Origin of the sequence: Pseudoalteromonas sp. NFXS39 (assembly GCF_040148775.1) — a bacterium.
In the GTDB taxonomy this organism is placed as follows: Bacteria; Pseudomonadota; Gammaproteobacteria; order Enterobacterales; family Alteromonadaceae; genus Pseudoalteromonas; species Pseudoalteromonas apostichopi.
The window spans coordinates 1-23,943 of record NZ_JAGDEC010000013.1; the positions used below are offsets into that span (position 1 = coordinate 1).

The window sequence follows — 23,943 nt, forward strand, 5'->3', positions numbered from 1 at the left end:
ACTTAAATGAAAAGTTGATTTACCTAAATCAATACCTATAACTTTAACAACTGACATAATGGTTTCCTCCAATAATAGCCAACTCTGTTAGTTTAGCTAATGGGTGGGGCGTACCATCTAATTAACGGAGGAGCTAAAGAAGGATCTTCGTTAGTGGTTGGGTGTTTACTGCACCTAAAAAGTAACCATGGTTGGGGATTACTTATGTTGTACTGCGCCGCCAAGTGCTAACTTTTTGCCGTAGCGATTAAGTTTTGCCAACATTTTAGCTTTGCGGTTTGTTGGTTTTACGGCAACATGAGTTGCAGCGTTTTGGTTTAATGTATTAATTGGGTTCATTACTTTGCTCCGGGTTGTGTTTGGTTGAAAACGTGGGTATTTTGCAATCAAACTGGACAAAAATAAAACGATAAAAATTGAGTCTGCCAGATAACTTTTTCTAATCCGAAAGTGTTTTATTAACATAGGGTTAAGCTTTTGCACTTACTCTTGTTTGCATGGTTATGCAGTTGTGTTTGTAGTGAAGTGCAGGTAAATAAAGGTTTTTAACTTTTTGTATTTTTATTTATGCGTTTTTAAAGTGAGAAAGTGACTAATTATTCAGATTAATATAATTTGAGTGAGCTTGGGTTTTCGCCACGTAAGAAAAGAAGTAACCGTTGATGTTGATAATAATAAAGCCAAGTGACAAAAAAAATCATAAAAACAGTGTTGATTGGCTACTAAACGAATGTAAAAAAAGAGAGATAGAACCAGAGCTATATTTAACTACAGGCAACTTTGAGAATGATTGCGCTGAAATTGCTCTTTTAGCTAGGAGCCAGACTCAAGTTGTGGTAATTGGTGGTGATGGGACTTTGCATTTAGCTGTTAATGCATTAATGACGAGTAGCTGTTCTATTGCGCTAATTCCGGCTGGCACGGGAAATGATTTTGCTCGTGGCTTTGCTTGTCAGCAACAGGCTTGGTATGAGGCTATTTTCAATAGCCGTACTAAGTTAATTGATATTGGCCAAATCAATCAGCGCTATTTTGTTAATGTTGCGGGTATTGGTTTTGACGCTGAAGTGGTCGTCGAATTAAACAAAGCTGGTCATTTTAGCTCGTTTGGTTATACATGGCAGGGCATTAAACAGCTATTTTCATTTCAGGCTCAGCCTCTTCAGGGAAAGTTTAATGGTAAAGCTCTCTCTTACAGTAATTTAGCGACGATTTTTGCCAATCATCACTACTTTGGAGGTGGTTTGAAAATTGCCCCTCAGGCAAAGTTAAACGATGGTCAACTGGACTGTTACTGCATGCCAGCTGGCGGCTTGTTGAAAAACCTGATCAGCTTTTTATATTTACTGCTAGTGAAGCACCACCGCTTGCAAGCACTGGAATATACCCGTTTAACAAGTGCTGAAGTAACAACGAAAGGGTTGGTTATTGAAGCCGATGGTGAGTTTGTGGGTTTTACACCTGCTAAAGTTAAGGTACACAAACAAGCGTTACGTTTTCATGTACCATAAAAAAGCGCCGGCAATATTTGCCAGCGCTTGGTGTTAGAGGCGACATAGTCACTTCTAACTGGGGACGGTGCTTTTTTGTTGCAGGTTACGTGCAGCAAAAAATGCTTTAATTTGTCGAGTTGGAGTCAGCACGATAGCATTACCAAATAACACTAGGCTAAATCCCATAAAGGTGTTCGCTTGCCATTCGAATCCTTCAAATAAGGTACTTAATACCACTGCAACCAGCGGGAATAATACAATGACATAGCTTGCGCGCTCAGGGCCGATATTTTTTAGTAGTGCAAAGTAACAAGCAAATGCGATTACGGTACCAAACACTGCTAAGTACAAGAGCGATATCCAATAACTGGCCGGGGCATTCAATGTAAGCTCAACATCGCTCACTAAAACGTAAGCTGCTAGGCTTAAAGCGCTGTATAACATACCCCAGGCATTGCCCTGAAGTACGCCAATATTGCGCTGAGAATTTCGGACGCTGACCATATTACCCAATGAAGCCACAAAGGTCCCAGATAGCGCAAGTAGTAACCCGACCAACGCACCATTACTCAAGTCGAATTGCTGAATTTGTGGCCAAAACAAACTGGCAATACCTAATACGCCCAATAAAGCGCCAAAGTAAATTCGTTTAGCAATCGGCTTTGCGAAGAATAGTCTGGTATTAATAATGTTCATTAATAGCAACATAGAGAACGCAATTGAGGCCATTGCAGAGCTGAGGTAGTTCTGCGCCCAATACAGTACTAAATAATTTAAACCAAAGTTAAATAAAGCCAATAATGCAAAAAATCCGTGATCACGCAGTGAATATTGCATAGGTAGTTTTTTCGCTAGCACAAAGGTCCACATTAAAATGGCTGCAATGGCAAAACGATAAAATAAAGAGACCTCAACTGCGACATCACCTAGTTGAAACTCAATAGCTAGCCAAGTCGATCCCCAGATCAGCACTGTAGCAAGGTAGAGAGCGGCGCTTTTCATAGTTAGTACCTAAAAATTGAAAGTATGTTCATTTTAATCTGCTTCTGTATACTTAACATATACAGAAAACTAAAAATGCAACCTATACAGTTTGGTGGGCTATGTCACAAGTTATCAGTCGCAGTAACAGTGAGTTCTTATATCAACAAGTTATTCAGCTAGTTAGAGATCTTTGCTTGCAGGGCTCGCTATTACCGGGTGAGAAATTACCTTCGCTCAGAAAAATGGCAGATAAGCTAAACATTAGCATTCCTACGGTAAAACAAGCTTATCAATTACTTGAAGGGCAAGGATTGATTGAAGCGAGAGAAAAGTCTGGGTACTTTTTAAAGTCTTCTCAGTTAAATCAATCTCGGCCAAAGCGAGTCAGGCTTAGTCGAGAGCCAACCACAGTAAACAAGCAAGGATTGATTGAGCAAGTTTATGGTGCCATCCATAAAGCCAATGTGGTGCCATTTGGCATTGCTAACCCAGTAGCCGCAGCTCCGACAGATAAGGCGCTGGCAAGAACAATGCGCCGAGTAATGACACTGGCTGGCGCATCGGCAATTAATTACGGCCCGATGGATGGTTTTGCACCACTTAAAAAACAACTCATTCATCGCTATTTGGACTTTGGCATTGGTGTTGATAGCGATGAGTTAGTGATCACCAATGGTGCCCAAGAGGCGTTGGCTATTGCCCTGAAGTGCGTTGCTAAACCCGGGGATGTTATTGCTATCGAGTCGCCTTGTTATTTTGGCATTATTGAATTAATTGAGAGCTTAGGCTTGAAGGCACTGGAAATACCGCTGTGCCCCGATGAAGGAATATGGCTTGATGACTTGGTTCAAGCACTCGATGAGCATGATATAAAAGCGTGTGTGTTTTCAACCTCATTAAATAACCCAGTTGGCAGTTTTATGCCTGATGCCAAGCGTGAGCAATTAGTGGCACTTTTAGAGCAGCGCGAGGTGGTGCTCATTGAAGATGATGTTTATGGCGACCTACATTTTACAGCTAAGCGTGCCACTCCTGCACAAGCTTATTCAAAAAAGGGGTTAGTGATCACCTGTGCCTCATTTTCAAAAACAGCCGCACCTAGTTACCGCATAGGTTGGATCATTGCAGGTAAGTTTGCTGAACAAGCAAGGCGACACAAGCGCGCGCTTAGTTGCTCTGCGCCGCTTATAAATCAGTGGACCTTGTATGAGTTTATAGCCAGTGGTGAGTACGACCGTAATATACGCTTGCTAAGACAGCGCTTGAGTACCAACAAAGAGCGTATGATTTGGTGCCTGCAGCAATATATGCCAAGTTGTGCGCGTATTAGTAACCCGCAAGGGGGCTGTGTTATCTGGGTTGATCTTGGTAGCCAATATGATGCGGTAAAACTATTTCATTTGGCACTTGAGGCAGGGATTAGTATTACCCCTGGGTTGATATTCTCAGCGGGTAAAAAGTACCGTAGTTGTTTTCGCTTAAGCTATGGTTTGCCTTGGTCTGAAAGTTTGGAACAGGCGATTAAAACGTTATCGCAACTGACCGTGCTGGCCAAAAAATAAAAAAGCGCAGAGCAAGCTCTGCGCGAAAGGACCAAGTGTTTTGGTTCAGGGATGTTAATTTCTTAACTGGTCAATTACTCTGCGTTCTGTTTAAAAGTAAATAATTGATATTCTTTTAGCTGTGGTACTAGAACCACTAATTCTTGTTCTTTATGAGCGATATCAGCAAAACTGCCACATAATGCATCTGCTCGCTCTTCTAGCTGAGCTGCTTGGGTTTCTACGCGAGCTTCGATTTGTGCGCCCATGTTTTCCATACGTTGCTCAAACTCATCCATGTCGCCACCCGAACCTAAAAGCTCAGAGCCAAGAGCCACTAAAATACTGCCCATCGATTGCATCATGGCTGACTCTACTGCTGATTCGATTTGCTCATCGAATTGATCTTCAAAGTTTTGGCCAAATTTTTCAAAGTTTTGTTGACCCATTGTGAACGCACCTTGTTGGTAGAAAGCGTTTTGCACTTCTACGCTGATATCGTCCATTAATTCTGAAATGTCACTTAGGCCATCAATGTTGAAAGCATTTGATACTTCTTCGATTGCTACGCCGGCTATTTTTACACCATCAAGTGCGATATTAGCTACTTCAGGAAGTTGGCTGCGCAAGCTGTCTGAGTAATCTGCAATTGCTTGCTGTTGTGAAGCATTAAGGGATACGCTTTGGCCATCGATATATAAAGTATGTTGGTCGATGATTTTCATGCTGCGATTATCGGCTGTGTATACTTCTAACTCACTTGGAGTGATACGCACATCATTTATAAATTCGACATCACATTGCTCACCGCTGAATGAAATATTTGTATCATTATCGTTATGAGCCATTGCGCTGGTAGCGATAAATAAAGAACTTAGTAACAATAACTTTTTCATTTTTTTCTTTCCTGTTTGAAATGACATAAAAATATAATCAAATAGGATGCCAAATATTATAAATTCATTTATTTCATTGGCTTATGGTGTTTTAGGGTTTTTATTGGAAGTGCGCGGAATAATTTTTTAACCATTTTTTAGTCAAATTAACTAAAAAATACACATGCATAAATGACTTTTATCGAAACGATAAAAAACTCTCACTTTTCAGAAATCAAATTTAGCGCTATTTATTCACAATATTGACATATGACCTATTTAGCATGGGTGTATGGCTTTATTTTGGTGGTTTTTTAGATACTAAATAACTACTGAGCTTTTTAATCTTTGCCAATTCATCGAGCAAATTTTAATCTCAAGAATTGGTCTCAAACACTTTATGGAGTGGGTTGTGGGTAAGACATTTAGTTATGACGCGCTAGATGACGATTTTGTTGAAGACGAGTACGAAATGGTCGGGCGTAATCAACACGACAAGAAAAAGCAACGCGTTAAGAAGAAGTTGGAAGACTATCTTGAACAAAAACGCTTGCGTAGAAACTTAGGCGATGACGACTTTGATGAGTACTTGAACGACTAAGCATAAATTTAAATAAAGAGGCTATTTGCCTCTTTATTGCTTTAAGGCCTTATTACTTGCTCAAAGCGGCAAGAATGTCTGATTCGAACTGCTCAGGTTTTGTAAGTGGCGCGTATCGTTTAATTGCTTTGCCGTCTTTACCAATTAAAAATTTGGTGAAGTTCCATTTTATTTTGCGGGTAATAAAACCAGGCAGCTCTGATTTTAGATATCTAAACACAGGGTGAGCATGCTCGCCATTTACGTCAACCTTACTCATCATCAAAAAGCTCACACCATAGTTAATTAAGCAGCCTTCTTTTATTTCTTTAGCATCACCAGGTTCTTGTTTACCAAATTGATTACATGGAAAGCCAATTATTACCAAGCCTTGTTCATGGTACTTATCATGAAGTACTTGTAAGCCTTCGTATTGCGGGGTGAAACCGCATTTACTCGCTGTATTTACAACAAGTACGACCTTATTTTCAAAATCAGAAAAATCGACAGTTTGGCCTTGTAGGCTGGTGGCAGAGAGTTGGTGAAATTCGCTCATAATGATAACTTTTTATTATTGTTACACTGATTCTAACTTGCTTGTCATATTTCTAAAAGAGCAAATATTAATCAGCAAATGCATTGGTTAAATGTTCTATTAGTAAACGTACACGAAACGGTAATAGATCTTTTCTTGGGTAGACTAACCAAGATGCGTTATCGCCAACCTGAAACTCTTCAAGAATGCTTACTAATTGCCCATTATTTAAAAAAGGTTCCACGATATCTAACGCTAAATGGGCAATGCCAACTCCTGCTACTGCGGCATTTAAAATAGCCTGCGGGTGGTTGCTACGCCAATTACCATCGATACGAACTTCTTTAATTTGATCGTCAATATTAAATCGCCAGCGCTTTCGCATGGTAATTAAGCAGTTATGCTCAGCAAGGTCATAAGGCGTTTTAAGAGAAGGGTGACTGGCTATGTATTCAGGGCTAGCAACGAGGGTCATGACGCGCTTACATAAAGGGCGTGCAATTAAGTTTGAGTCTTGCATCCTGCCAAAGCGAATGGCTAAATCAAAGCCTTCTTCAACTAAGTTGACATTGCGACTATTAAAGTCGAGATCGACCTCTACCTCAGGGTAGCGTTTTACAAATTCTGCGACTTTGGGGGCGATTTGGTTAGCTACAAACTCGCCCGCACCCGTTATTCTTATTAGTCCTTTTGGTTGGCGCTGCTCACCTTGTAATTGATTGTTTGCATCAATTAACTCTTGGCGTATAGCTTTTAACTTAACAGCGTATTCACGCCCTGCATCAGTGAGACTAATTTTACGAGTGGTGCGCTGAAATAGCACAGAACCTAAACGATTTTCAAGTTGTTGTACTTGCCGACTGATATGTGAAGTTGATACTTCCATAGCTTTAGCTGCGTGTGTAAAACTGCCGTGCTCAACAACATATAAAAATTCCTCTAAGCCTTGCCACATTATCTTTACCCTAAGTTTTTCAGTAAATTTAAAGCAGTTTAAGTGGTTTATTATTGCATGTCTGCAAAAGTGATTATTTATTTGCTCCCTTTATCCCTGTATAAAAATAAATACAATAGTTGTGTCACTGATTAATACTCACAAATATAAGGGAGTAAGCATGTTAAATTTTAGCTTTGAGAATCCAACCAAAATTCATTTTGGTGAGCAGCAAATTAAAGAAATTCAAAACGAGATCCCAAAGAATGCCAAGGTACTTGTTACTTATGGTGGCGGCAGCATTAAGAAAAATGGCGTTTATGATCAAGTTAAAGCCGCATTGATTGAACATACTTGGTTTGAATTTGCGGGAATTGAGCCAAATCCAAGCTACCAAACATGCATGAAAGCTGTAGAGCTAGTTAAAGAGCAGCAAATTGACTATATCCTTGCTGTCGGCGGTGGCTCTGTCGTGGACGGAAGTAAATTTATTGCTGCTGCGGCTGAGTTTGCTGGCGAACCATGGGATATTTTAGCAAAAGGTGCTGAAGTGAAATCAGCAGTGGCACTGGGCGTTGTTCTAACACTGCCTGCAACAGGTTCTGAATCAAACACTTTCAGTGTGGTATCAAACTTAGATACTCAAGATAAGTTGCCGTTTGCAAGTGAGTTTGTGCGGCCTCGCTTTGCTGTCTTAGATCCCGCGGTGACATTCTCATTGCCTGAGCGTCAGGTAACTAATGGGATTGTTGATGCGTTTGTGCACACAATGGAGCAATACCTTACTTATGATGTCGGTGCCAAATTACAAGACCGCTTTGCTGAGGGGATTTTAATGACCCTTATTGAAGAAGGTCCGAAGGCATTCTCTGAGCCAGATAACTATCAAGTACGCGCGAATATTATGTGGTCAGCGACTATGGCACTTAATGGTTTGATTGGTGCTGGTGTGCCACAAGACTGGGCGACTCATATGATTGGTCATGAAATGACCGCGGTGTACGGTTTGGACCATGCACAAACATTAGCGATTGTATTACCTCGTATGATGGCTGAACAAAAAGACACCAAGCGTGGCAAGTTATTACAATATGCTGAGCGAGTATTAGGCCTTGATATCAGCGATGAAGATGCGGCTATTGATAGCGCAATTGCTGCTACAGAAGCATTTTTCCATAGTGTTAAAATGCCAACTCGTTTAAGCGACTATAAGCTCGATGAAAGTGTCGCAGATAAACTTGTCGCTCAGCTGGAACGCCACGGTATGACGGCTCTAGGTGAGCGTGAGCAAGTTACACTTGAGAAAAGCCACGCAATTTTACTTGCCAGTGTTTAACTTAAGATTATAAATAATCCCATCCCTGCTAGTGTTGTGTAGTAAATGTTATGTGTTCTATAAGCCACTATAACAGATACTACTGCAGCACTTAGGTAGGGATTTTGCCAATCTAAATTTATCCCTTCGTCATTAATAAACACAATGGGTACCCAAATCGCGGTAAGTACTGCTGGGGCGCTAAAGCTTAAGAATTGCTGCATTTTCGGGCCAACTTTAAATGGTAATGCGCGGTGCAAAAATAAGTAACGTGTGAAGAAGGTGATACACGCCATCAATAAAATAGTGGTCATCATTGTGTATGCTCCTCTTTTGCTTGCCAGCGACTAATTAGGTAACCGACAGTCATGGCAATAAGGGCTGCTGTGACAAGCCAAAGTTGAAAGCCCTGACTTTTTAATAGTGTTGCAACAACACCTGCTGTGATCACAGTAGCTAGTGTCGCTAGGTTTTTTACACCAGGAATAACTAAAGCAATAAAAGTAGCAGCGATAGCAAAATCAAGCCCCAGGTGCGTTAAATCAGGTAGTAAGCTACCTGCGACGATACCAAGCAGAGTCCATATATTCCAAGCAATATAAAAGCTAAACCCGGCACTTAGCGCGTAAATCAAGCGCACTTTCGTTCTATACGCTCTGTGATGATGCGAAAAAGCAAACAATTCATCAGTAAGTACAAAGCTAACTGGAAGTCGCCAACGAAACGGCTGGTCTATGACTTTGTGACGAATAGCTAAACCATACAAAAAGTGCCGCGAGCTAATAATGAGTGTGGTAAACAAAATTGTTAATAGCGGGGTATTTCCAGCCATTAACTCAATTGCGACGAGCTGAGCAGAACCAGCAAATACCAATAGCGACATAGCTTGTGTTTCAAAAGCACTAAAACCATTTTGAACGGCTAAAGAACCACATAAAATCCCCCAAGGTAACACCGCAAGACATAAAGGAAGCATGTCGAAAAACCCTTTTAGTAAGGCTCTTAATGTTGAATTATGCATCTTATCGCTCATGTTTGTTGTTATGGCTCAGATCAAAACAGCTGAAATAGAGGTGTGTCAAAATAACTGAAGTTTGTAATAATGTATAGCCGAACCCGTTATTGAAATTTCTGTCTGCAAGTCATTAGCGTCTTTTAAAGGGAAAGTTACAATGTCTAAAGTTAAAGTTTGGGATGGCTTTATAAGAAGCTTCCATTGGTTATTAGTTGCGGCCATCGCAACACTCTATTTTAGTGCTGAAGAAGGTATGTTGGAGCTGCATTTTGCTGCAGGCTACTTTACCTTGGCGCTTATTATCACACGTATTATTTGGGGTTTTATTGGTAGTCAAACGGCGAAGCTCTCTGCGCTCATTCATTCTCCTGTTGCTGCTATTAAGTCGTTTACAAGCAATGAGCACAAAGCGGGTCATGGTGCTGCGGGTAGTTATATGGTGATAGCCTTTTTTGCTTTACTCATCGTGCAGTTAACTTCGGGTCTAATGACCAGTGACGATATTTTAACGGATGGCCCTCTAGTAGAGCATGTTTCTTCAGATACTGTAGAGTTTGCGGGTTGGTTACATCATTTAAATTTTGATATTTTGTTGTACGCAATTGTGCTGCACGTTTTGGCGATTGTTATTTACCGTATTAAGGGTAAAAACTTAGTGAAACCTATGTTGACCGGAAATAGCGAGCAAGTCTCAATCACTGAGCCAGTTACTAAATCACCAGTGATTGCTTTTATTATCTTTGCAGTGTGTTTAGTGGTGTTATTTACGACTTGGGGTGCTGAGCCGCTCAGCTATTTACTTGGGTAAGTTGCTATAAGGCATTAAAAAGGCGCTTCTTAGCGCCTTTTTAGTTTAAATTATTACTAGACTAGTCTTTGAAAGACTTATGGCAATCTTTACAGCCTTTAGCCCATGCGCCGAATGCTTTACCAATAACTTTTTTATCGCCACTTTGTGCTGCGACAGCTAATTCATCGGCGTATTGCTGGAAAGCAACCGCTTTTTTCATAAAGGTTTCGTTGTCGCTCCAAACAGCTGCAAGCGCAGAAGTATCACCTTTATCAGAACCCGCTACAAAAGCTTCCCAAGGCATTTTTGATAGCGCTGCTGCATTGTTTGCACGCTTTTGAAAACGTTCTGCATCAAAAGGTACTTTTCCTTTTAACATATCGCCCATATCGCCAATTTGCACACGGATCATTGAAAATGCAGCCTGACGGTACTCAATTGCATCGCTTGGTTCTTCAAAAACTGAGTTTGCAGATGCACTTAGCGCCATTGTCGATAGCATAGCACCTAATACTAATTGTTTTAATTTCATTCCTTTTGCCCCTTAAGGTGTCATAAAGATAAACTAACTGAGTTTGTATCTTAGCTTAGTGTATTATTCAAGTGTATTGCGGTTAATCTTAACTTAAGTTTAATTTAGGGCGTGTTTACCTTTGTGGATTAAAATTAATCACAAAAGGTCAATACGGCCTAATCATTTATATCAATATCGGCGAAGATCATACCTCGGCGCATGCTTCTCGTTGCTAAGAAAACCTCGCCTAGTAAAGATAAAAAGCCACAGATTAACAGTGCCATAGCAGCGACAAAGCAGCTTGCAATTGTCACACTCAAGTTAATTGATTGGATATGTGATAAAAATAGACACATAACCACAGCGCACACTAATAAGGCACTGAGCACGCTTAAACTAAACGCGATATGGATGCAGCGTGAGCGTTTCAACAATGCCCTTAGTTCTGTTGTTAGTGACTTATTGAAGTCTTCATCGGTACTGACTTTAAGCTTACGTTCTAACTGTCTCGCTCGATCGGTAATACGCGCTAAGCGGTTGGAAAGTACTCCTAACGTTGCTGCAATACCTGTAATTAAAAAGACCGGTGCAACCGCTGTTTGAATTACTTTTGCCATGGTAAGAATGTTGATTACTTCTGAATTCATCTGACAGTACTCTACTTTATCAAAACTCAATACATCATATTCATTTACAAATATTTACAACTCAAAAAATCATAATAAAGTACTTAACAAACAGTTAGTTAAAGCTTTAAGCGTGCTTTGTGTTGTAAAAAATGTAATTGTTTTGTAACTGTAATGTTGTTCTTGCTTATGTTTCCGATTTATATTGGTGCTGAAACTTTGTTTCAATCACTATTTAGACGATAACATAACATATCCCAGGGGAACCCATGTCTAAAAATCTAATAAAAAGAACTGCAGTTGCTTTGGCTGTAACGAGTGCTATGTGCGCTAGTGCACAAGCCAATGATTTTTCTAAGTATAATCTTGCTGGTAAAAAGTTAATTAAAGCGAGTGCGGTAACAAAAAAAGAACAAAAAGTACGCAGTGAAGCGACTAGTTGGCTAGTTAAGTTAAATGCTCCAGCATCAATTAATGCTAAAACAATGGGTGTTGATGTAGCCTCTGTTCAAGCACAAGCAAAAGTAGCGCAAGCAAGCGTAGAACAAGCTATTAATAGCATGGACTTACCACTTGAGGTTGTTGCAAAAACATCAACACTAGTAAGCTCAATCGTAGTTAATGGTAACAAGCAAGATGTTGCTAAGTTATTATCAAACTCTCAAGTAGAGGGTATTTACCCAGTATACGATTATGAATTGCATGTTGCTGACAGCGCTGACTATATTGAAGCGACTCCATTAGTATCTAATGGATTAGCGACAGGTGAAGGTGTTCGTGTTGCTGTTCTTGATACGGGTATCGATTACACCCATAAAGCCTTTGGTGGTGCGGGTACTGATGAAGCTTATGCTGCTGCAATTGCTGATCCTGCTTCTGTAGATTGGCCACAAGGTAAAGTATTAGGCGGTTATGACTACATCAATTATGATAACGATCCAATTGATGTGACAACTAACCACGGTACACACGTTTCTCACTCTGTTAACGGTATTGCGCCAAACGTAGATCTATTCGTTTACTCTGTATGTAACAGTGGTTGTCCTGGTCTTGCACAACTTCTCGCGCTTGAAAGCGCAATGGACCCTGATGGTAATGGTGACATTAGCGACCGTGTTGATGTAATTAACATGTCTTTAGGTGGTGACTACGGTGATATTGCCAATGATGCTGTTGGTCTATTCATCAACCAAGCTGTTAAGCTTGGCACAAACGTTGTAATTTCAGCAGGTAATGACGGTGCATATCCTTTCATCGTTGGTGGCCCAAGTACCACTGAGAACGCACTTTCAGTAGGTGCGATGACTCACCCTACCGGTGAAGAGTCAATTGGTAGCGGTACAATTAATGGCGAAGAAGCAATTGTTCAGCCTGCAAGCTTTGGTCCGCAAACTGCATTTAGCTACACTAATGAAAACTTGGATCTTGTTTACCCAGATGCAAACCAGACAGCGTGTGAAGCGTTTGCTGATGACGTAGATTTCACAGGTAAAGGCGTTATCATCGACCGTGGTGCATGTGCATTTACAGTTAAGGTATTAGCTGCACAAGCTAAAGGCGCTGAGTTTGTTATTATTGCAAACAACACTGATGATGGCACGCCAGCACCTATGGGTGGTTCAGATCCTGCTGTTACTATACCTTCAATAGGTGTAACGTTTGCAGCGGGTACTGCTTTAAAAGCGGGTGGTACATTCAACCTAACAGTTGAGCGTTTAGTTCTATCTGGTGCAATTGCAGACTTCACATCGCGTGGCCCTTCAATGGGTGGTCTATTAAAACCTGAAATTACAGCACCAGGCGTAAACATCATGACTGCTCATCCTGGTCTAGGTGATGGCCTTACTGGCGCAACAGGTACTTCATTCTCTGGTCCTATCACAGCAGGTGCGGTGAGCTTATTAAAAGAAGCGCTACCAGAGCGTAATGCGCTTGAAATCAAAGCGACGTTAATGAACACTGCTAACCTAAATGTGACTATGGAGCCGTTAGCAATTAACCCGGATGCAGAACTTGCGCCAATTAGTTACATCGGTGCGGGTCTTGTTGATGTAAACAAAGCTGCAAATTTACCTGTAGCTGCGTGGGCAGCTGATACTAAGCAAGCGGCACTTTCGTTTGGTTTAGTAAGTGCATCAGAAACTGTTGAGCTAACGAAAACTGTTCAAGTTAAGAACTTCTCTAATGAAGACAAAGTTTACACACTTTCTCTTGAACAACGTTATGCAGATGACGTTGAGCGTGGTTCATTCTCACTTGATTACCCAGATTCAATCACTGTTCCTGCGGGTCAAACTATGTCATTTGATGTGACAGCAACAATTGATCCGGCAACGTTACCAGAATGGACATTAACGGATGATAATATCGGCTCACAAGATGCAACGGCTGATTTAACCAAACTAGAGCTTGATGGTGCGCTAATCTTCTCTGATGGTAGCGATGAAGCATTCCACCTTGTTTACCATGTATTACCAAAAGCAAATGCTGCGATGAGCTTCATGCCTGTAATGACAGACAATGGTGTTGCTCATCAGATAACAAATACAGGTGCGGTAGCACTTGAACCAGTGTTTGCTCCTACTGTAATGACTGATGATGTAGATGAAGACCAACGTTTTGATTTAGTGGGTGCATCTATTGAAACATTTGCAGTACCAACAGATATCTGTGATAGCGGCTATGTTACATTAACCACGATGGTTATGAATGAAGGTATTACACACTCTTACGTGGGTGGTTTCATGGCTGACTTCGATATTGACCAAGATGGTACATACGATGTTACAGTGCAAAATGGTAAACTAGAGTGGTTCTATGATGTAGAGCCGGGTACTGCGATTACCTTTACTCACGGCTATGGCAGCTCTTCGGGTAACCTCAACAATGTTTATCAAATTATTGGTAACAACCACCTTACAATGCAAAGCTGTCTAGGCGCATTTGGCCTTACTGCTGATGATATTGGTAAAGCGACTGCAAATGTACGTTTCCGTACAGAAGAAGAAACGTGGACGCCAATTGCATCAGGTGAAGGTGATGTTGCAATGGGTACATATACATTTACTGATGCATCAAGTGACGTATATGCAGCACTTGTTGATGAAGCTGGTGAAGTCGTTAGCTCATTAGAGCCTGGTGCTTCTGCAACATTATTGAATGCTGGTGCAGACTTCATGATCTTATCTGACTCAGGTTCAAAAGCGTTCGCAGCAACACCAAGCGAAGATGCTGACGTTGCTCCAGTTCTTGCTGACGCGTCATTCTCTGTAGACGAAAACACAGCGGTAGATACTGTGATTGGTTCACTAGAAGCAACTTATGGTGCTGAGCTTGCTAACCCAATCGCTGAATATATTGTAGTTAATTCTACTTCTACAGCTGTTTCAGTGACTGCATCAGGTGATGTTGTTGTTATGAATAGCGACATGCTTGACTACGATGCTGGCATGATGAGTATTGAACTTGAAGTTGTTGCAGTAGATTCTGCAGGCAATATCTCTGAGCCAGCGATGGTGACTGTTGAGGTAATGAACGTTGCTGACGAGCCAGAAGAAGTTAACCCTGTGATCGATGCTGAGCTTGGTGAATTCACGGTTCAAGAAAACGCTGCGGAAGGTACTGTAATTGGCACTGTGACTGCGACTGACCCAGATGCAGACCTGACTCCTATCGCAACATATGAAGTGACAGGTAGTGATAGCATCAGCATCAGTGATGCGGGTGAGTTAATGGTTGCTGGCGCTATCGATTATGAGCAAACAACCTCTATCGAAGTATCAGTAACTGCGGTTGACTCTGCAGGCAACATGTCAGAAGCGGTTACTATTACTATTGCAGTGACACAAGACCCGGCAGAAGATGTTGTAGCTGAAGAACCAGCGAAGAAAAAATCTTCTTCAGGTTCACTAGCATGGTTAACATTACTTGCTGCACCGTTCGCATTTATGCGTCGTCGTAAGCAAAAGTAATTACTTGATAAGTAAACAATAAAAGGGAGCTTCGGCTCCCTTTTTACATTGCTTCACAAAGGCTACTTATATGTTGCCGTTTTTTTACTTATATTGGAGACAGAATAATAAAACTAATACAGGAATCCCATGAAAGTTGGCCATTCACTTTGCCTTGCGGCACTCTCTTTAGCTGTTCTATCAGCGTGTAATAAAGTCCCAGATAATAAAGAGCAAGCCGTTATAACAGAGCAAGTTCAGGTTGTAGCTCCGCTTGCTAAAAAAATACCTCATGAAATGACCATTCATGGTGACACACGTATCGATAACTACTACTGGATGCGTGATGATGAGCGCAAAGATGCCGCTGTTATTACCCATTTAAATGCAGAAAATGCGTATGTTGAAAGCAAGCTGGCACATACTCAAACGCTACAAAACACCTTGTTCGAAGAGCTTAAAGGACGTATTGAAAAGGATGACGATACCGTACCGACAAAAAAAGGCGATTATTACTACTTCTCACAAACGCGCGGTGATGACGAATACCCAGTGTATGTGCGCAGCAAAGATAGCCAAGGAGAGGATAAGCAGGTTATCTTAAATGTGAATGAGCTGGCTAAAAATCATGACTATTTTGCCGTAACAGGTTTAGCTGTCAGCCCAAATGGCAATTTGCTGGCTTATGGTGAAGACACTGTGAGTCGCCGTATTTACACAATTAAAGTAAAAGATTTAACCACAGGTAAAATGCTCACAGAAAGCCTTGAAGGCACGGAAGGTGATGTAGTCTGGGCAAATGACAACAAAACCTTTTACTACATCAAAAAAGACCTACAAACGCTGTTAGGCTACCAAGTATATCGCCATACGCTAGGCACCCCGCAAGCCGACGACGAACTCGTTTACGAAGAGAAAAACACCAGTTACTACACCAGTATTTATAAGAGTAAAGACCAACAAGAAATCTATATTAGTCATGGCAGCACCAGTGCTTCGGGTGTATCGGTTATTGATGCTAATGATGTCAAAGCAATGCCAAAACGTTTTATTGAACGCGAAGCAGGGCTTGAATATGACATCAAAAAGTTAGGTGATTGGTATTACATCGTTACTAATTTAAATGCTGTTAACTTCCAACTGATGAAAGTGCATCGCGATAAAGCTCATGATAAAGCACAATGGCAAACGATAATTGCTGGTCGTGATAACGTGAAACTTGAAGGCATTGAGTTATTTAACAATCATTTGGTTTACGAAGAGCGAGAAATGGGGCAAACCCGAATCACTATTCGCGACCTTCGTAACCAACAAGAGCAAGTCGTTGCGTTTAATGACCCAACTTATATGGTCTTTAGTTATGGTAATCGTGAGTTAGGTAACCCTAACTTACGTGTTTACTATTCAAGTATGACGACGCCAGGCAGCAGCTACGATATCAACCTAGAAAGTGGCGAAAAAACACTGCTTAAACAGCGTAAAGTGTTAGGTGATTTTAACCCTGACAACTATGCCTCTGAGCGAGTTTATGAGACTACCCGAGATGGTGTCGATGTTCCTGTTAGCCTTGTTTATCGTAAAGACAAGTTCAAAAAAGACGGCTCTAATCCGCTTATGCAATATGGTTATGGTTCGTATGGTGCGACCATGGATCCGAGCTTTTCAAGTTCACGCTTAAGTTTGCTTGATCGTGGTTTTGTGTTTGCGATTGCGCATATTCGTGGCTCGCAAATGCTGGGTCGCCCTTGGTACGAAGACGGCAAGTTGCTGAAGAAACAAAACACCTTTAATGATTTTATAGATGTGACTAAGTCTCTAGCTGCTCAAAAGTATGCTGATAAAGATAATATTTTTGCCATGGGTGGCAGTGCGGGTGGCTTGCTAATGGGGGCTGTTGTTAATCAAGCGCCTGAGCTATATAAAGGGGTGATTGCCGCAGTACCCTTTGTTGATGTAGTTACAACTATGCTTGATGCCAGCTTACCACTCACAACGAATGAGTATGACGAGTGGGGTAACCCGAACGATAAAGTCTATTATGATTACATGCTGTCATATTCGCCGTACGACCAAGTAAAGAAGCAGGCTTACCCAAATATGTTAGTTACTACCGGTTTGCACGACTCACAAGTGCAGTATTTTGAGCCGGCAAAATGGGTTGCTAAGCTACGTGAATATAAAACCGATGATAACCTGTTGCTGTTCAAAACTGACATGGAAGCAGGGCATGGCGGTGCTTCTGGGCGCTTTAAAAGCTTGCAAGATACCGCTTTATATTACGCCTTTATGCTCGATTTGGCGGGTATCGAAAAATAATAACAACACAGGCATCCGTGATTAAGCGGGTGCCTGCATAGCTAAATTAAAACGAAATTCACTGCCTTTTCCTAAGGTACTTTTTACGTTTATTTCACTATCCATTAGGGTGAGCAGTTGCTTGCAAATAGCGAGCCCTAAGCCTGTTGAGCCTCGTTTTATACTATTACGCGCCTGATAGTGAGGTTCGAAAATCGCATTGAGTTCATCCTCATGAATACCAACCCCGGTATCAGACACTGCCACGTATAACTGATCACTTTGTTGGCTAACCTTAACGGCAATTTCACCGCCATTTGGTGTGTGCCGAATGGCATTTTCGATTAAGTTTGTAAGCACCCGCTCTAATTTTGCGATGTCTGCCGTCACGGTAAAATCGCAAATTTCGGGAATAACCTTGAGTGAAATTCCTGCTGATTGCGCTGTTAGAGCAAGCTTTGCTACACAATCATAAATCAACTCGCCCAAATTAAAAGTCTCGGATTGTATTTTTACTTGGCCGCATTCTAAATTAGCTAATTCAAAAATTTGCTCAATCAGCTGTTTTAGTTGCTGGCAATTATCCATTGCAAGGTTGAGATAATGACGTTGCTCAGGCTCGTTTAAGTGGCTATTCGGTTTATTGATCACCTCCAGAAAGCCGTGCAGTGAAGATAGCGGCGTACGTAAATCGTGTGATAAGTGAGTGAGTAACTCTCGGCGTTGTTTATCGGCTTGCTGTAATGACTGAAACTGCTCATCAATACGCGCCAGCATGGCGTTGACGCCTTTACTTAAATTGCCTATTTCATCATGAGCTGTGTAGCTAGAATCCAATGACATTTTGGTTAGGCTGTAGTTAGCCGCTTCTATTTTATTAAGCTCTTTATTGAGTTTTTTTAGTGGTAAGGTGAAAAACCGAAATAACAGCAACATCGCAATAAAGAGCGCAACTAAGGCGGCTACAAACCACATAGCGGCAAGCCAAAGGTTATCATTGGCTTTAATGTTTTTAAGGGTTGTATCGTAATCTTGCCCGCCAATAATCACGTATAAATAGCCTTGCAGCTGTTGCTGATTATGAACCGGCGCAGTTGAAAATATTTTTACGCCATCTTTGCTGCGCGGATCGTCACCATAAATCGGTGTGGCAGTTGGGTCTTCAATTAGTTTCTGTATTGGGCCTAAGTTTATTTGTTGCCTAACGACTTGCCCCGGCTTGGCTGAATAAGTCAGTAAATGACCTTCAGGGTCTACAAAATAAAACTCAAAAGCTGGGCCAAGTATCATCAGTGTGTGGAATAGGTTTTCTAGCGCATCATAGTCATACACACCTTGTTTGATCAGTGGATTGTCGTGCACTAAATGCTCGGCTAGTTGGAGGTGCAAGTTTTGCTGGGCATGGTGTACAGAGCTTTGCTCTAATTGCTTGCTCCAATTTAAAACCAGCGCACACAACAGGCTAAAAATAAGCACCAATGACCAAGCAAGTTTTTGATAAAGCGTCATTGATTTCATTAGCTTGCACTCAACTGACCTGGATTTAGTTTATAACCTACACCCCAGACTGTTTCTATAAAGGTTGCTGGGTGATGCTGCTCAAATTTACTACGTAAACGGTTTATATGAGAATTGACTGTATGCTCGTAGCCGCTGTGTTGATAACCCCATACTTGGTCAAGTAACTGTTGGCGACTAAAAACATGATTTGGGTGCTTGGCAAAGTAAACGAGTAAATCAAATTCGGTAGCGGTTAAGTTAATTGCCTTATCAGCTAAAAATGCTTGGTGGCTGGTAAATTCAATGTGAAGCTCTCCAAGTTGAATTGCCGCTTGAGCGCTGTCTTCATGATGTGATTGGGCTGCTATCAGTTGCGACCTATGCCGTAATTGAGTTTTTATTCGTGCTTGTAACTCTCTAGCGAAAAAAGGTTTGCAAATGTAATCATCAGCGCCCATTTCCAGACCAATCACTCTGTCCATGTCACTACTGAGTGCGGTTAGTAAAATAACGGCAATGCTTGGGTAGTGCTCTTTAATTTTGCGACATAAGCTCAAGCCATCCATTTGTGGTAGGTTGATATCGAGCAGTACTAAGCCATAGCTCGAACTGGCAAGCTTCTTTATTGCAGCCTCTGCGCTCGATGCTTCATCAATATGTAAGTTCAGGCAGTGTAATTGCGTGCTGATAAGTTGGCGTATTGCTCTATCATCTTCGACGATTAATAATTTTTCTTGGCGCATTGCTTACTCCAAATCACAGAGGCACATCCTTATGACCTCGGTGTAAGGAGTGCGATTATTATTGCGTCCGCGTTATCTTGATCCGAGCAACCGGGTTATCAAACTTATGCTGGCTAGTGAGCACTGAGTTTGCAAGGCCATCATCTTGACTAACCACACCTGGGTGCATTGCAACACGGTTAGTATCGTCGCGCATTTCGTTGTAACCTTCGCCTGAGTCAGCAGGACCAGGGATCGTGCCTTGTGCTTCAGAGTTAGCTTCTGTGCCTGCATCATAGGCAAAACTAGTGCGAGACAGTGACTCATTAACCGCTAACGAAGACACGTCTATAGCATTAAGACCGGTAAACGCGTCATTTGTATTCACCAACATGGTTGCTAAGCTGATTTTTAATGAATCAAGCTCACCTGTCGTCAGGGTCAATGTGACTTGCTCCCCAGGAGGTAATGGGCTTTCGTCGGAAGCTGCTTGCATTGTCATTTCTGCAGCGAGTAGCTCGCTGTTATCGCCGCCTTCAGCCATAATTTCAAGAGCTTCAGATGCTGGCTCGCCAATTTGCCAAAGCATGCCTTCTGTGTGAGCAATCACAGCAATGGGAGAAAATGGCTGGGCAGCAGTGAGGTTGACTACCTCCACCATAAATTGATGATTTGTCGCCATCTCACCCATTTCCATTGTCATTTCTTCAAGCGCTTCATCCATGTTGTCTGATGATTTATCTGAATCCCCACAGGCTGCAAGGCCGGCGCTCAATGCGAGGATAATTAAGCTTTTTGAAAAGCGCATAATAACCTCCTATTTAACCGTAACTGTTAGCATCGCAACTGGGTTTAACCATCTGTGTACTGTGTTATCGAGATCGCTCATCCCCGCTTCTAAATCGTCGTCACCTAAATTACCCGGATGAATATGCACCATCATATTTGTTTCGCTACTGGTGACGCCGCTGCCATTCATACCCGCATTGCCACCCGGTGCAGCAGGAATGCCTGGCGTGCCCGGCATGCCTGAGCCCTCAACAACAAGCTCATCATTGGCTTCGGTACCCGCATCATACGCATTGAGATAAACAGTGTAGGTACCAGCTTCTGCTGGGATCATCCAACTATCTAAACCTACAAAGCCATCATTGGTAGGCAGTAGCATTGCTGTTAGAGATAAGTAGTTATTGCCATCCTTGGTGGATAAGCTAGCCATCGTTGAGCTTGCTGGTGCCAGTAAACCTTCAGCTGGGTTGGCAACCATATCGCTGTTTGCGGCTGTGGCTTCACTCATTAACGGCTCGAGATTGCCGCCCTCAGCCATCGTTTGTAAGGCTGTAGAAGCAGGCATTGCAACGCTGAAAAGTTTGTTGTCACTGTTATGAGCAGTAATGAGAATAGGGGTAAAGTGTAAACCTTGCGTGAGGTTAGTTAGTTTTATATCAAGCTCAGCAGCGTGGCTTGCAAGGCTGGTTACTGCGCATGCAGCGAACAAAGTTAAAGCTTTCATATTAGATTCCTGTTTTTGATGATTCAATATCAGTATCGAATAGCAATATCCAGAAACCTTCACGAAGTTATCACATTTTTATCACAACGTTGATTACAGCCTTTTGTGTTGGTTGAGAGCTTTAAATTTAATCAATTTAGCTAGGGTAAAAGGTCATTAAGGTTTATAGTAGAGAAATAAACAGACCCATAACAAGGAATTTAAAATGGATGATAATCAAAAAGTTGAAATAATTGTGGCAGATAAAGAGCAGCGCATGTGGGCAATGTTTTGTCACTTAAGTGCCTTAGCTGGCTTGCTTTTCCCGTTCGGCTCGGTAATTGGGCCTTTGATTGTTTGGCTTGTAAAAAAAGAAGAAATGCCGCTCGTTGCAGAGCATGGCCGCAAGTCATTAAACTTTCAATTAACCATGATGATCGCCTACATTGTCTGCTTCATGCTGATGTTTGTTGTCATTGGTGTCATTCTGCTACCATTGGTAGCGCTATTCTCATTAATTATGGTGGTAGTATCGGCGATTAAAGCCAACGATGGTAAAGAAGTTAAATACCCAATGGCGATAGAATTTATAAAGTAAGGTGGTTTGGGTATATTAAAAGCTCAGCCGTTTGCTGAGCTTTTTTATGTGATGTTTATGGCCTATTTATCGTTATTTCTCAGCGCGTTTATTTCCGCAACCTTATTACCTAGCTCTTCAGAATTAGTGATGACTGCTATGATAGCCAGTGGTGACTATCTACTTTGGTTGTTATGGCTAAGTGCAACCGTGGGCAATGTGCTTGGGAGTTGCGTGAATTATTGGCTGGGCACGCAAGTCATGCGATTTAAAGACCGCAAATGGTTTCCCGTTTCAGAAAAGTCGATAGACAAAGCCGAAAAGCAATTCAATAAGTACGGTATTTACAGTTTGTTGTTTGCTTGGCTGCCTATTGTTGGGGACCCTTTAACGGTTGTTGGCGGAATTTTTAGGGTCAAGTTTTCGCTCTTTTTGCTTCTCGTAACCCTAGGCAAAGGCGCACGTTATTTAGCTGTGCTTGCCTTTGCGGTAGGGCTAGAAAAACTATTTTAGCTTTTTTGCCAATCAAGTGTCAGTGATACTGAATCAGCAAAACGCAGCGCATGAGGTTTATCGACGCGCACTTTGGCATAGTGAACACTTTGATGCTGGTGGCAAATTGCTAAAATTTCAGCAACCAATTTTTCTAACAGCAAAAAGTGGCCTTCTTCGACAAGGCTGATCACTTCTTTGGTGATGGTCTTGTAGTTTAGCGCTTTATCAACCGCATCAGTCTCACAAGCTTGATCAGCAGGGTAATGAATTTCTAAATTAATCACTACATCTTGCTTTTTCTCACGTTCCTCAGGGTTAAAACCAATAAAGGTTCGTAGCCTGAGATTAGTGACATTAATAATTGCGTTGGCCATCGTTACCCTCTAACTAGTTGTAAGAACTCGTTACGGGTTTTTGGATCGGCTCTGAAGTTACCTAACATAACTGATGTACGCATACTCGAGTTTTGCTTTTCAACACCGCGCATCATCATACACATGTGCTTTGCTTCAACAATTACGCCAACGCCTTTCGCACCAGTCACTTCTTCAACCGCTTTAGCAATTTGGTGGGTTAGCTGTTCTTGAATTTGAAAACGACGAGCATACATGTCAACAATACGAGCAAACTTTGACAAGCCAAGTACTTTACCGTTTGGGATATAAGCAATATGACAGCGGCCAACGAACGGCAGTAAGTGATGTTCACACATAGAGTAAAGCTCAATGTCTTGGATCAATACCATATCATCGGCATCTGAAGTAAATACCGCATTGTTGGTGATTTCATCTAATGTTTGACGATAGCCTTTAGTCAGATACTCCATCGCTTTTGCAGCGCGCTTTGGTGTGTCGAGTAATCCTTCACGAGCAGGATCTTCACCCACTGCGCTAATTATTTGCTGGTAACTGTTTTTTAAATCATCGTGCATAGCTTTCTCAGTAATTCGTTATTTTAAATGTCTGCCACCATCAACAGGCATAGAACGACCTGTGATGTAGTGACTGTTTAGTAATAGTTCTACGCTGTTAATAATCTCGGCGCAGCCGGGCTCAATGCCCATTAGCGATTTCTTTAATGTTTTTGCTTTGTACTCGTCGCTGTCGTGTTCGTTAAAAATGATCAACGAAGGCGCAATTGCATTTACTTTAATGGCAGGTGCGAATTTAGCAGCAAACGACTTGGTTAAATTATCAAGCGCCGCTTTACTTGCAGCATAAGCTAGGTGTTTAGGACTGCCTTTCTCAACAACATAATCGGTTAAATGAATAATATCTGCGGCTTGGCCACTGTTTTGCTGATAATGTAATAGCAAGTCAGAGGCTGCTAAATTGATTAAATAGGGCGCTTTGGCGTGAATACGCATCATGTTGTCAAATAGGTCTGCGTAATCGTGGTTATTTGCTTCACAGTCCCAGCTAGACGCATTATGGATAATTGCTTTGAGTTGGTTGGTATGGGTTTTTAATTCTTCAATAAAATGCCCGATAGCTTGGTCATTATTAAAATCGGCATGGATACAAGTGGCACCTTTACCTGCAAGCACATCTATCGCTTCATGACGGGTACGGTAAGTTACTATTATTTCTTGCCCTTGCGCTAAAAAGTGCTCGGCCACAGCGAGTCCAATACGTTGGCCTGCGCCAGTAATTAAAATGGGCGATGACATAAACTAATATAAAACCTTAGATTTTTGATTTGAAAAGTAAT

Annotated in this window: 25 protein-coding genes; 9 read left to right on the forward strand and 16 right to left on the reverse strand. The window is 41.6% G+C overall.

Annotation, left to right across the window (positions count from 1 at the left end; genetic code table 11):
* Window positions 1-198: 198 nt before the first annotated feature.
* A complete protein-coding gene (locus J3455_RS18600) occupies window positions 199-339 on the reverse strand; it encodes a hypothetical protein (protein WP_166341396.1) in 141 nt (46 codons plus the stop codon).
* A 323-nt stretch (window positions 340-662) separates the two neighbouring features.
* Here J3455_RS18600 and J3455_RS18605 point away from each other — a divergent pair, with 323 nt between their 5' ends.
* Window positions 663-1,511, forward strand: coding sequence for a diacylglycerol/lipid kinase family protein (locus tag J3455_RS18605; protein ID WP_239976717.1), 849 nt, complete (start codon window positions 663-665; stop codon window positions 1,509-1,511).
* 54 nt (window positions 1,512-1,565) lie between these two features.
* Here J3455_RS18605 and J3455_RS18610 read toward each other — a convergent pair whose 3' ends face one another.
* A complete protein-coding gene (locus tag J3455_RS18610; protein WP_130050080.1) occupies window positions 1,566-2,495 on the reverse strand; it encodes a DMT family transporter in 930 nt (309 codons plus the stop codon).
* A gap of 101 nt (window positions 2,496-2,596) precedes the next feature.
* Here J3455_RS18610 and J3455_RS18615 point away from each other — a divergent pair, with 101 nt between their 5' ends.
* A complete protein-coding gene (locus tag J3455_RS18615; protein WP_130050079.1) occupies window positions 2,597-4,039 on the forward strand; it encodes an aminotransferase-like domain-containing protein in 1,443 nt (480 codons plus the stop codon).
* Between the two features lie 74 nt (window positions 4,040-4,113).
* Here J3455_RS18615 and J3455_RS18620 read toward each other — a convergent pair whose 3' ends face one another.
* Entirely contained in the window at window positions 4,114-4,914 is an 801-nt protein-coding gene (locus J3455_RS18620; protein WP_167658793.1) for a YggN family protein, read from the reverse strand.
* A 391-nt stretch (window positions 4,915-5,305) separates the two neighbouring features.
* Between J3455_RS18620 and J3455_RS18625 the strand changes: the two genes are divergently transcribed.
* On the forward strand, window positions 5,306-5,494 hold the full coding sequence (locus J3455_RS18625; RefSeq protein WP_082389337.1) for a PA3496 family putative envelope integrity protein: 189 nt from the start codon (window positions 5,306-5,308) through the stop codon (window positions 5,492-5,494).
* A 52-nt stretch (window positions 5,495-5,546) separates the two neighbouring features.
* Here J3455_RS18625 and J3455_RS18630 read toward each other — a convergent pair whose 3' ends face one another.
* Window positions 5,547-6,029, reverse strand: a complete 483-nt coding sequence (locus J3455_RS18630; RefSeq protein ID WP_167658794.1) for a glutathione peroxidase — start codon at window positions 6,027-6,029, stop codon at window positions 5,547-5,549.
* 67 nt (window positions 6,030-6,096) lie between these two features.
* On the reverse strand, window positions 6,097-6,963 hold the full coding sequence (locus J3455_RS18635) for a LysR family transcriptional regulator (protein WP_130050076.1): 867 nt from the start codon (window positions 6,961-6,963) through the stop codon (window positions 6,097-6,099).
* Window positions 6,964-7,123: 160 nt separating this feature from the next.
* Between J3455_RS18635 and J3455_RS18640 the strand changes: the two genes are divergently transcribed.
* Window positions 7,124-8,278 (forward strand): iron-containing alcohol dehydrogenase, encoded by a 1,155-nt coding sequence (locus tag J3455_RS18640; protein ID WP_130050075.1) that lies wholly within the window; start codon window positions 7,124-7,126, stop codon window positions 8,276-8,278.
* Here the strand turns inward: J3455_RS18640 and J3455_RS18645 are convergent.
* Complete coding sequence (locus J3455_RS18645) at window positions 8,275-8,574, reverse strand: AzlD domain-containing protein (protein ID WP_130050074.1); 300 nt, start codon at window positions 8,572-8,574, stop codon at window positions 8,275-8,277. The genes J3455_RS18640 and J3455_RS18645 overlap by 4 nt on opposite strands.
* Window positions 8,571-9,278: an AzlC family ABC transporter permease gene (locus J3455_RS18650; protein WP_130050073.1), complete on the reverse strand. Its 708-nt coding sequence runs from the start codon at window positions 9,276-9,278 to the stop codon at window positions 8,571-8,573. Before J3455_RS18650 ends, J3455_RS18645 begins: the two co-directional genes overlap by 4 nt.
* Before the next feature lie 151 nt (window positions 9,279-9,429).
* On the opposite strand from J3455_RS18650, the gene J3455_RS18655 reads away from it, so the two are divergent.
* The gene (locus J3455_RS18655; RefSeq protein WP_130050072.1) at window positions 9,430-10,080 is read left to right on the forward strand and encodes a cytochrome b/b6 domain-containing protein; all 651 of its coding nucleotides are present in this window, start codon (window positions 9,430-9,432) and stop codon (window positions 10,078-10,080) included.
* 61 nt (window positions 10,081-10,141) lie between these two features.
* Here the strand turns inward: J3455_RS18655 and J3455_RS18660 are convergent, their stop codons facing one another.
* Window positions 10,142-10,594: a c-type cytochrome gene (locus tag J3455_RS18660; RefSeq protein WP_130050071.1), complete on the reverse strand. Its 453-nt coding sequence runs from the start codon at window positions 10,592-10,594 to the stop codon at window positions 10,142-10,144.
* Between the two features lie 158 nt (window positions 10,595-10,752).
* Window positions 10,753-11,223, reverse strand: coding sequence for a DUF2721 domain-containing protein (locus tag J3455_RS18665; protein WP_063700612.1), 471 nt, complete (start codon window positions 11,221-11,223; stop codon window positions 10,753-10,755).
* A gap of 248 nt (window positions 11,224-11,471) precedes the next feature.
* Here J3455_RS18665 and J3455_RS18670 point away from each other — a divergent pair, with 248 nt between their 5' ends.
* Entirely contained in the window at window positions 11,472-15,173 is a 3,702-nt protein-coding gene (locus J3455_RS18670; protein ID WP_130050070.1) for a S8 family serine peptidase, read from the forward strand.
* 129 nt (window positions 15,174-15,302) lie between these two features.
* Window positions 15,303-17,468 (forward strand): S9 family peptidase, encoded by a 2,166-nt coding sequence (locus J3455_RS18675; RefSeq protein ID WP_349562157.1) that lies wholly within the window; start codon window positions 15,303-15,305, stop codon window positions 17,466-17,468.
* Between the two features lie 21 nt (window positions 17,469-17,489).
* On the opposite strand, the gene J3455_RS18680 is transcribed toward J3455_RS18675, so the two are convergent.
* The 4 genes from J3455_RS18680 to J3455_RS18695 are packed head-to-tail and all read right to left on the reverse strand — an operon-like array spanning window position 17,490 to window position 21,182.
* Entirely contained in the window at window positions 17,490-18,965 is a 1,476-nt protein-coding gene (locus J3455_RS18680; protein ID WP_130050068.1) for a sensor histidine kinase, read from the reverse strand.
* The gene (locus tag J3455_RS18685) at window positions 18,965-19,690 is read right to left on the reverse strand and encodes a response regulator transcription factor (RefSeq protein ID WP_130050067.1); all 726 of its coding nucleotides are present in this window, start codon (window positions 19,688-19,690) and stop codon (window positions 18,965-18,967) included. Before J3455_RS18685 ends, J3455_RS18680 begins: the two co-directional genes overlap by 1 nt.
* 58 nt (window positions 19,691-19,748) lie before the next feature.
* The gene (locus tag J3455_RS18690) at window positions 19,749-20,477 is read right to left on the reverse strand and encodes a spondin domain-containing protein (protein WP_130050066.1); all 729 of its coding nucleotides are present in this window, start codon (window positions 20,475-20,477) and stop codon (window positions 19,749-19,751) included.
* Window positions 20,478-20,486: 9 nt separating this feature from the next.
* The gene (locus J3455_RS18695) at window positions 20,487-21,182 is read right to left on the reverse strand and encodes a spondin domain-containing protein (protein WP_349562158.1); all 696 of its coding nucleotides are present in this window, start codon (window positions 21,180-21,182) and stop codon (window positions 20,487-20,489) included.
* 205 nt (window positions 21,183-21,387) lie between these two features.
* Between J3455_RS18695 and J3455_RS18700 the strand changes: the two genes are divergently transcribed.
* Complete coding sequence (locus J3455_RS18700) at window positions 21,388-21,759, forward strand: DUF4870 domain-containing protein (RefSeq protein ID WP_130050064.1); 372 nt, start codon at window positions 21,388-21,390, stop codon at window positions 21,757-21,759.
* Window positions 21,760-21,816: 57 nt separating this feature from the next.
* The gene (locus J3455_RS18705; RefSeq protein ID WP_349562173.1) at window positions 21,817-22,251 is read left to right on the forward strand and encodes a YqaA family protein; all 435 of its coding nucleotides are present in this window, start codon (window positions 21,817-21,819) and stop codon (window positions 22,249-22,251) included.
* On the opposite strand, the gene folX is transcribed toward J3455_RS18705, so the two are convergent.
* From folX to folM, 3 genes are read right to left on the reverse strand one after another with little or no spacing between them, the layout of a single operon-like run.
* Complete coding sequence (gene folX / locus J3455_RS18710) at window positions 22,248-22,607, reverse strand: dihydroneopterin triphosphate 2'-epimerase (protein ID WP_054554637.1); 360 nt, start codon at window positions 22,605-22,607, stop codon at window positions 22,248-22,250. The two genes, J3455_RS18705 and folX, sit on opposite strands and share 4 nt — an antisense overlap.
* 2 nt (window positions 22,608-22,609) lie before the next feature.
* Window positions 22,610-23,164: a GTP cyclohydrolase I FolE gene (folE, locus tag J3455_RS18715; protein WP_063700628.1), complete on the reverse strand. Its 555-nt coding sequence runs from the start codon at window positions 23,162-23,164 to the stop codon at window positions 22,610-22,612.
* Window positions 23,165-23,182: 18 nt separating this feature from the next.
* Window positions 23,183-23,902, reverse strand: a complete 720-nt coding sequence (gene folM / locus J3455_RS18720; RefSeq protein WP_167658801.1) for a dihydromonapterin reductase — start codon at window positions 23,900-23,902, stop codon at window positions 23,183-23,185.
* Window positions 23,903-23,943: the final 41 nt, after the last annotated feature.

Excerpts from the sequence above, each read along its gene's own strand:
- J3455_RS18640 (WP_130050075.1), top strand. The coding sequence starts at position 7,124 with ATGTTAAATTTTAGCTTTGAGAATCCAACCAAAATTCATTTTGGTGAG.
- J3455_RS18705 (WP_349562173.1), top strand. The coding sequence starts at position 21,817 with ATGGCCTATTTATCGTTATTTCTCAGCGCGTTTATTTCCGCAACCTTA.
- J3455_RS18615 (WP_130050079.1), top strand. The coding sequence starts at position 2,597 with ATGTCACAAGTTATCAGTCGCAGTAACAGTGAGTTCTTATATCAACAA.
- J3455_RS18605 (WP_239976717.1), top strand. The coding sequence starts at position 663 with ATGTTGATAATAATAAAGCCAAGTGACAAAAAAAATCATAAAAACAGT.
- J3455_RS18620 (WP_167658793.1), bottom strand. The coding sequence starts at position 4,914 with ATGAAAAAGTTATTGTTACTAAGTTCTTTATTTATCGCTACCAGCGCA.
- folX (WP_054554637.1), bottom strand. The coding sequence starts at position 22,607 with ATGGCCAACGCAATTATTAATGTCACTAATCTCAGGCTACGAACCTTT.
- J3455_RS18700 (WP_130050064.1), top strand. The coding sequence starts at position 21,388 with ATGGATGATAATCAAAAAGTTGAAATAATTGTGGCAGATAAAGAGCAG.
- folE (WP_063700628.1), bottom strand. The coding sequence starts at position 23,164 with ATGCACGATGATTTAAAAAACAGTTACCAGCAAATAATTAGCGCAGTG.
- J3455_RS18650 (WP_130050073.1), bottom strand. The coding sequence starts at position 9,278 with ATGCATAATTCAACATTAAGAGCCTTACTAAAAGGGTTTTTCGACATG.
- J3455_RS18690 (WP_130050066.1), bottom strand. The coding sequence starts at position 20,477 with ATGCGCTTTTCAAAAAGCTTAATTATCCTCGCATTGAGCGCCGGCCTT.
- J3455_RS18665 (WP_063700612.1), bottom strand. The coding sequence starts at position 11,223 with ATGAATTCAGAAGTAATCAACATTCTTACCATGGCAAAAGTAATTCAA.
- J3455_RS18670 (WP_130050070.1), top strand. The coding sequence starts at position 11,472 with ATGTCTAAAAATCTAATAAAAAGAACTGCAGTTGCTTTGGCTGTAACG.
- J3455_RS18635 (WP_130050076.1), bottom strand. The coding sequence starts at position 6,963 with ATGTGGCAAGGCTTAGAGGAATTTTTATATGTTGTTGAGCACGGCAGT.
- J3455_RS18680 (WP_130050068.1), bottom strand. The coding sequence starts at position 18,965 with ATGAAATCAATGACGCTTTATCAAAAACTTGCTTGGTCATTGGTGCTT.
- J3455_RS18695 (WP_349562158.1), bottom strand. The coding sequence starts at position 21,182 with ATGAAAGCTTTAACTTTGTTCGCTGCATGCGCAGTAACCAGCCTTGCA.
- J3455_RS18600 (WP_166341396.1), bottom strand. The coding sequence starts at position 339 with ATGAACCCAATTAATACATTAAACCAAAACGCTGCAACTCATGTTGCC.
- J3455_RS18675 (WP_349562157.1), top strand. The coding sequence starts at position 15,303 with ATGAAAGTTGGCCATTCACTTTGCCTTGCGGCACTCTCTTTAGCTGTT.
- J3455_RS18660 (WP_130050071.1), bottom strand. The coding sequence starts at position 10,594 with ATGAAATTAAAACAATTAGTATTAGGTGCTATGCTATCGACAATGGCG.
- folM (WP_167658801.1), bottom strand. The coding sequence starts at position 23,902 with ATGTCATCGCCCATTTTAATTACTGGCGCAGGCCAACGTATTGGACTC.
- J3455_RS18655 (WP_130050072.1), top strand. The coding sequence starts at position 9,430 with ATGTCTAAAGTTAAAGTTTGGGATGGCTTTATAAGAAGCTTCCATTGG.
- J3455_RS18685 (WP_130050067.1), bottom strand. The coding sequence starts at position 19,690 with ATGCGCCAAGAAAAATTATTAATCGTCGAAGATGATAGAGCAATACGC.
- J3455_RS18630 (WP_167658794.1), bottom strand. The coding sequence starts at position 6,029 with ATGAGCGAATTTCACCAACTCTCTGCCACCAGCCTACAAGGCCAAACT.
- J3455_RS18645 (WP_130050074.1), bottom strand. The coding sequence starts at position 8,574 with ATGATGACCACTATTTTATTGATGGCGTGTATCACCTTCTTCACACGT.
- J3455_RS18610 (WP_130050080.1), bottom strand. The coding sequence starts at position 2,495 with ATGAAAAGCGCCGCTCTCTACCTTGCTACAGTGCTGATCTGGGGATCG.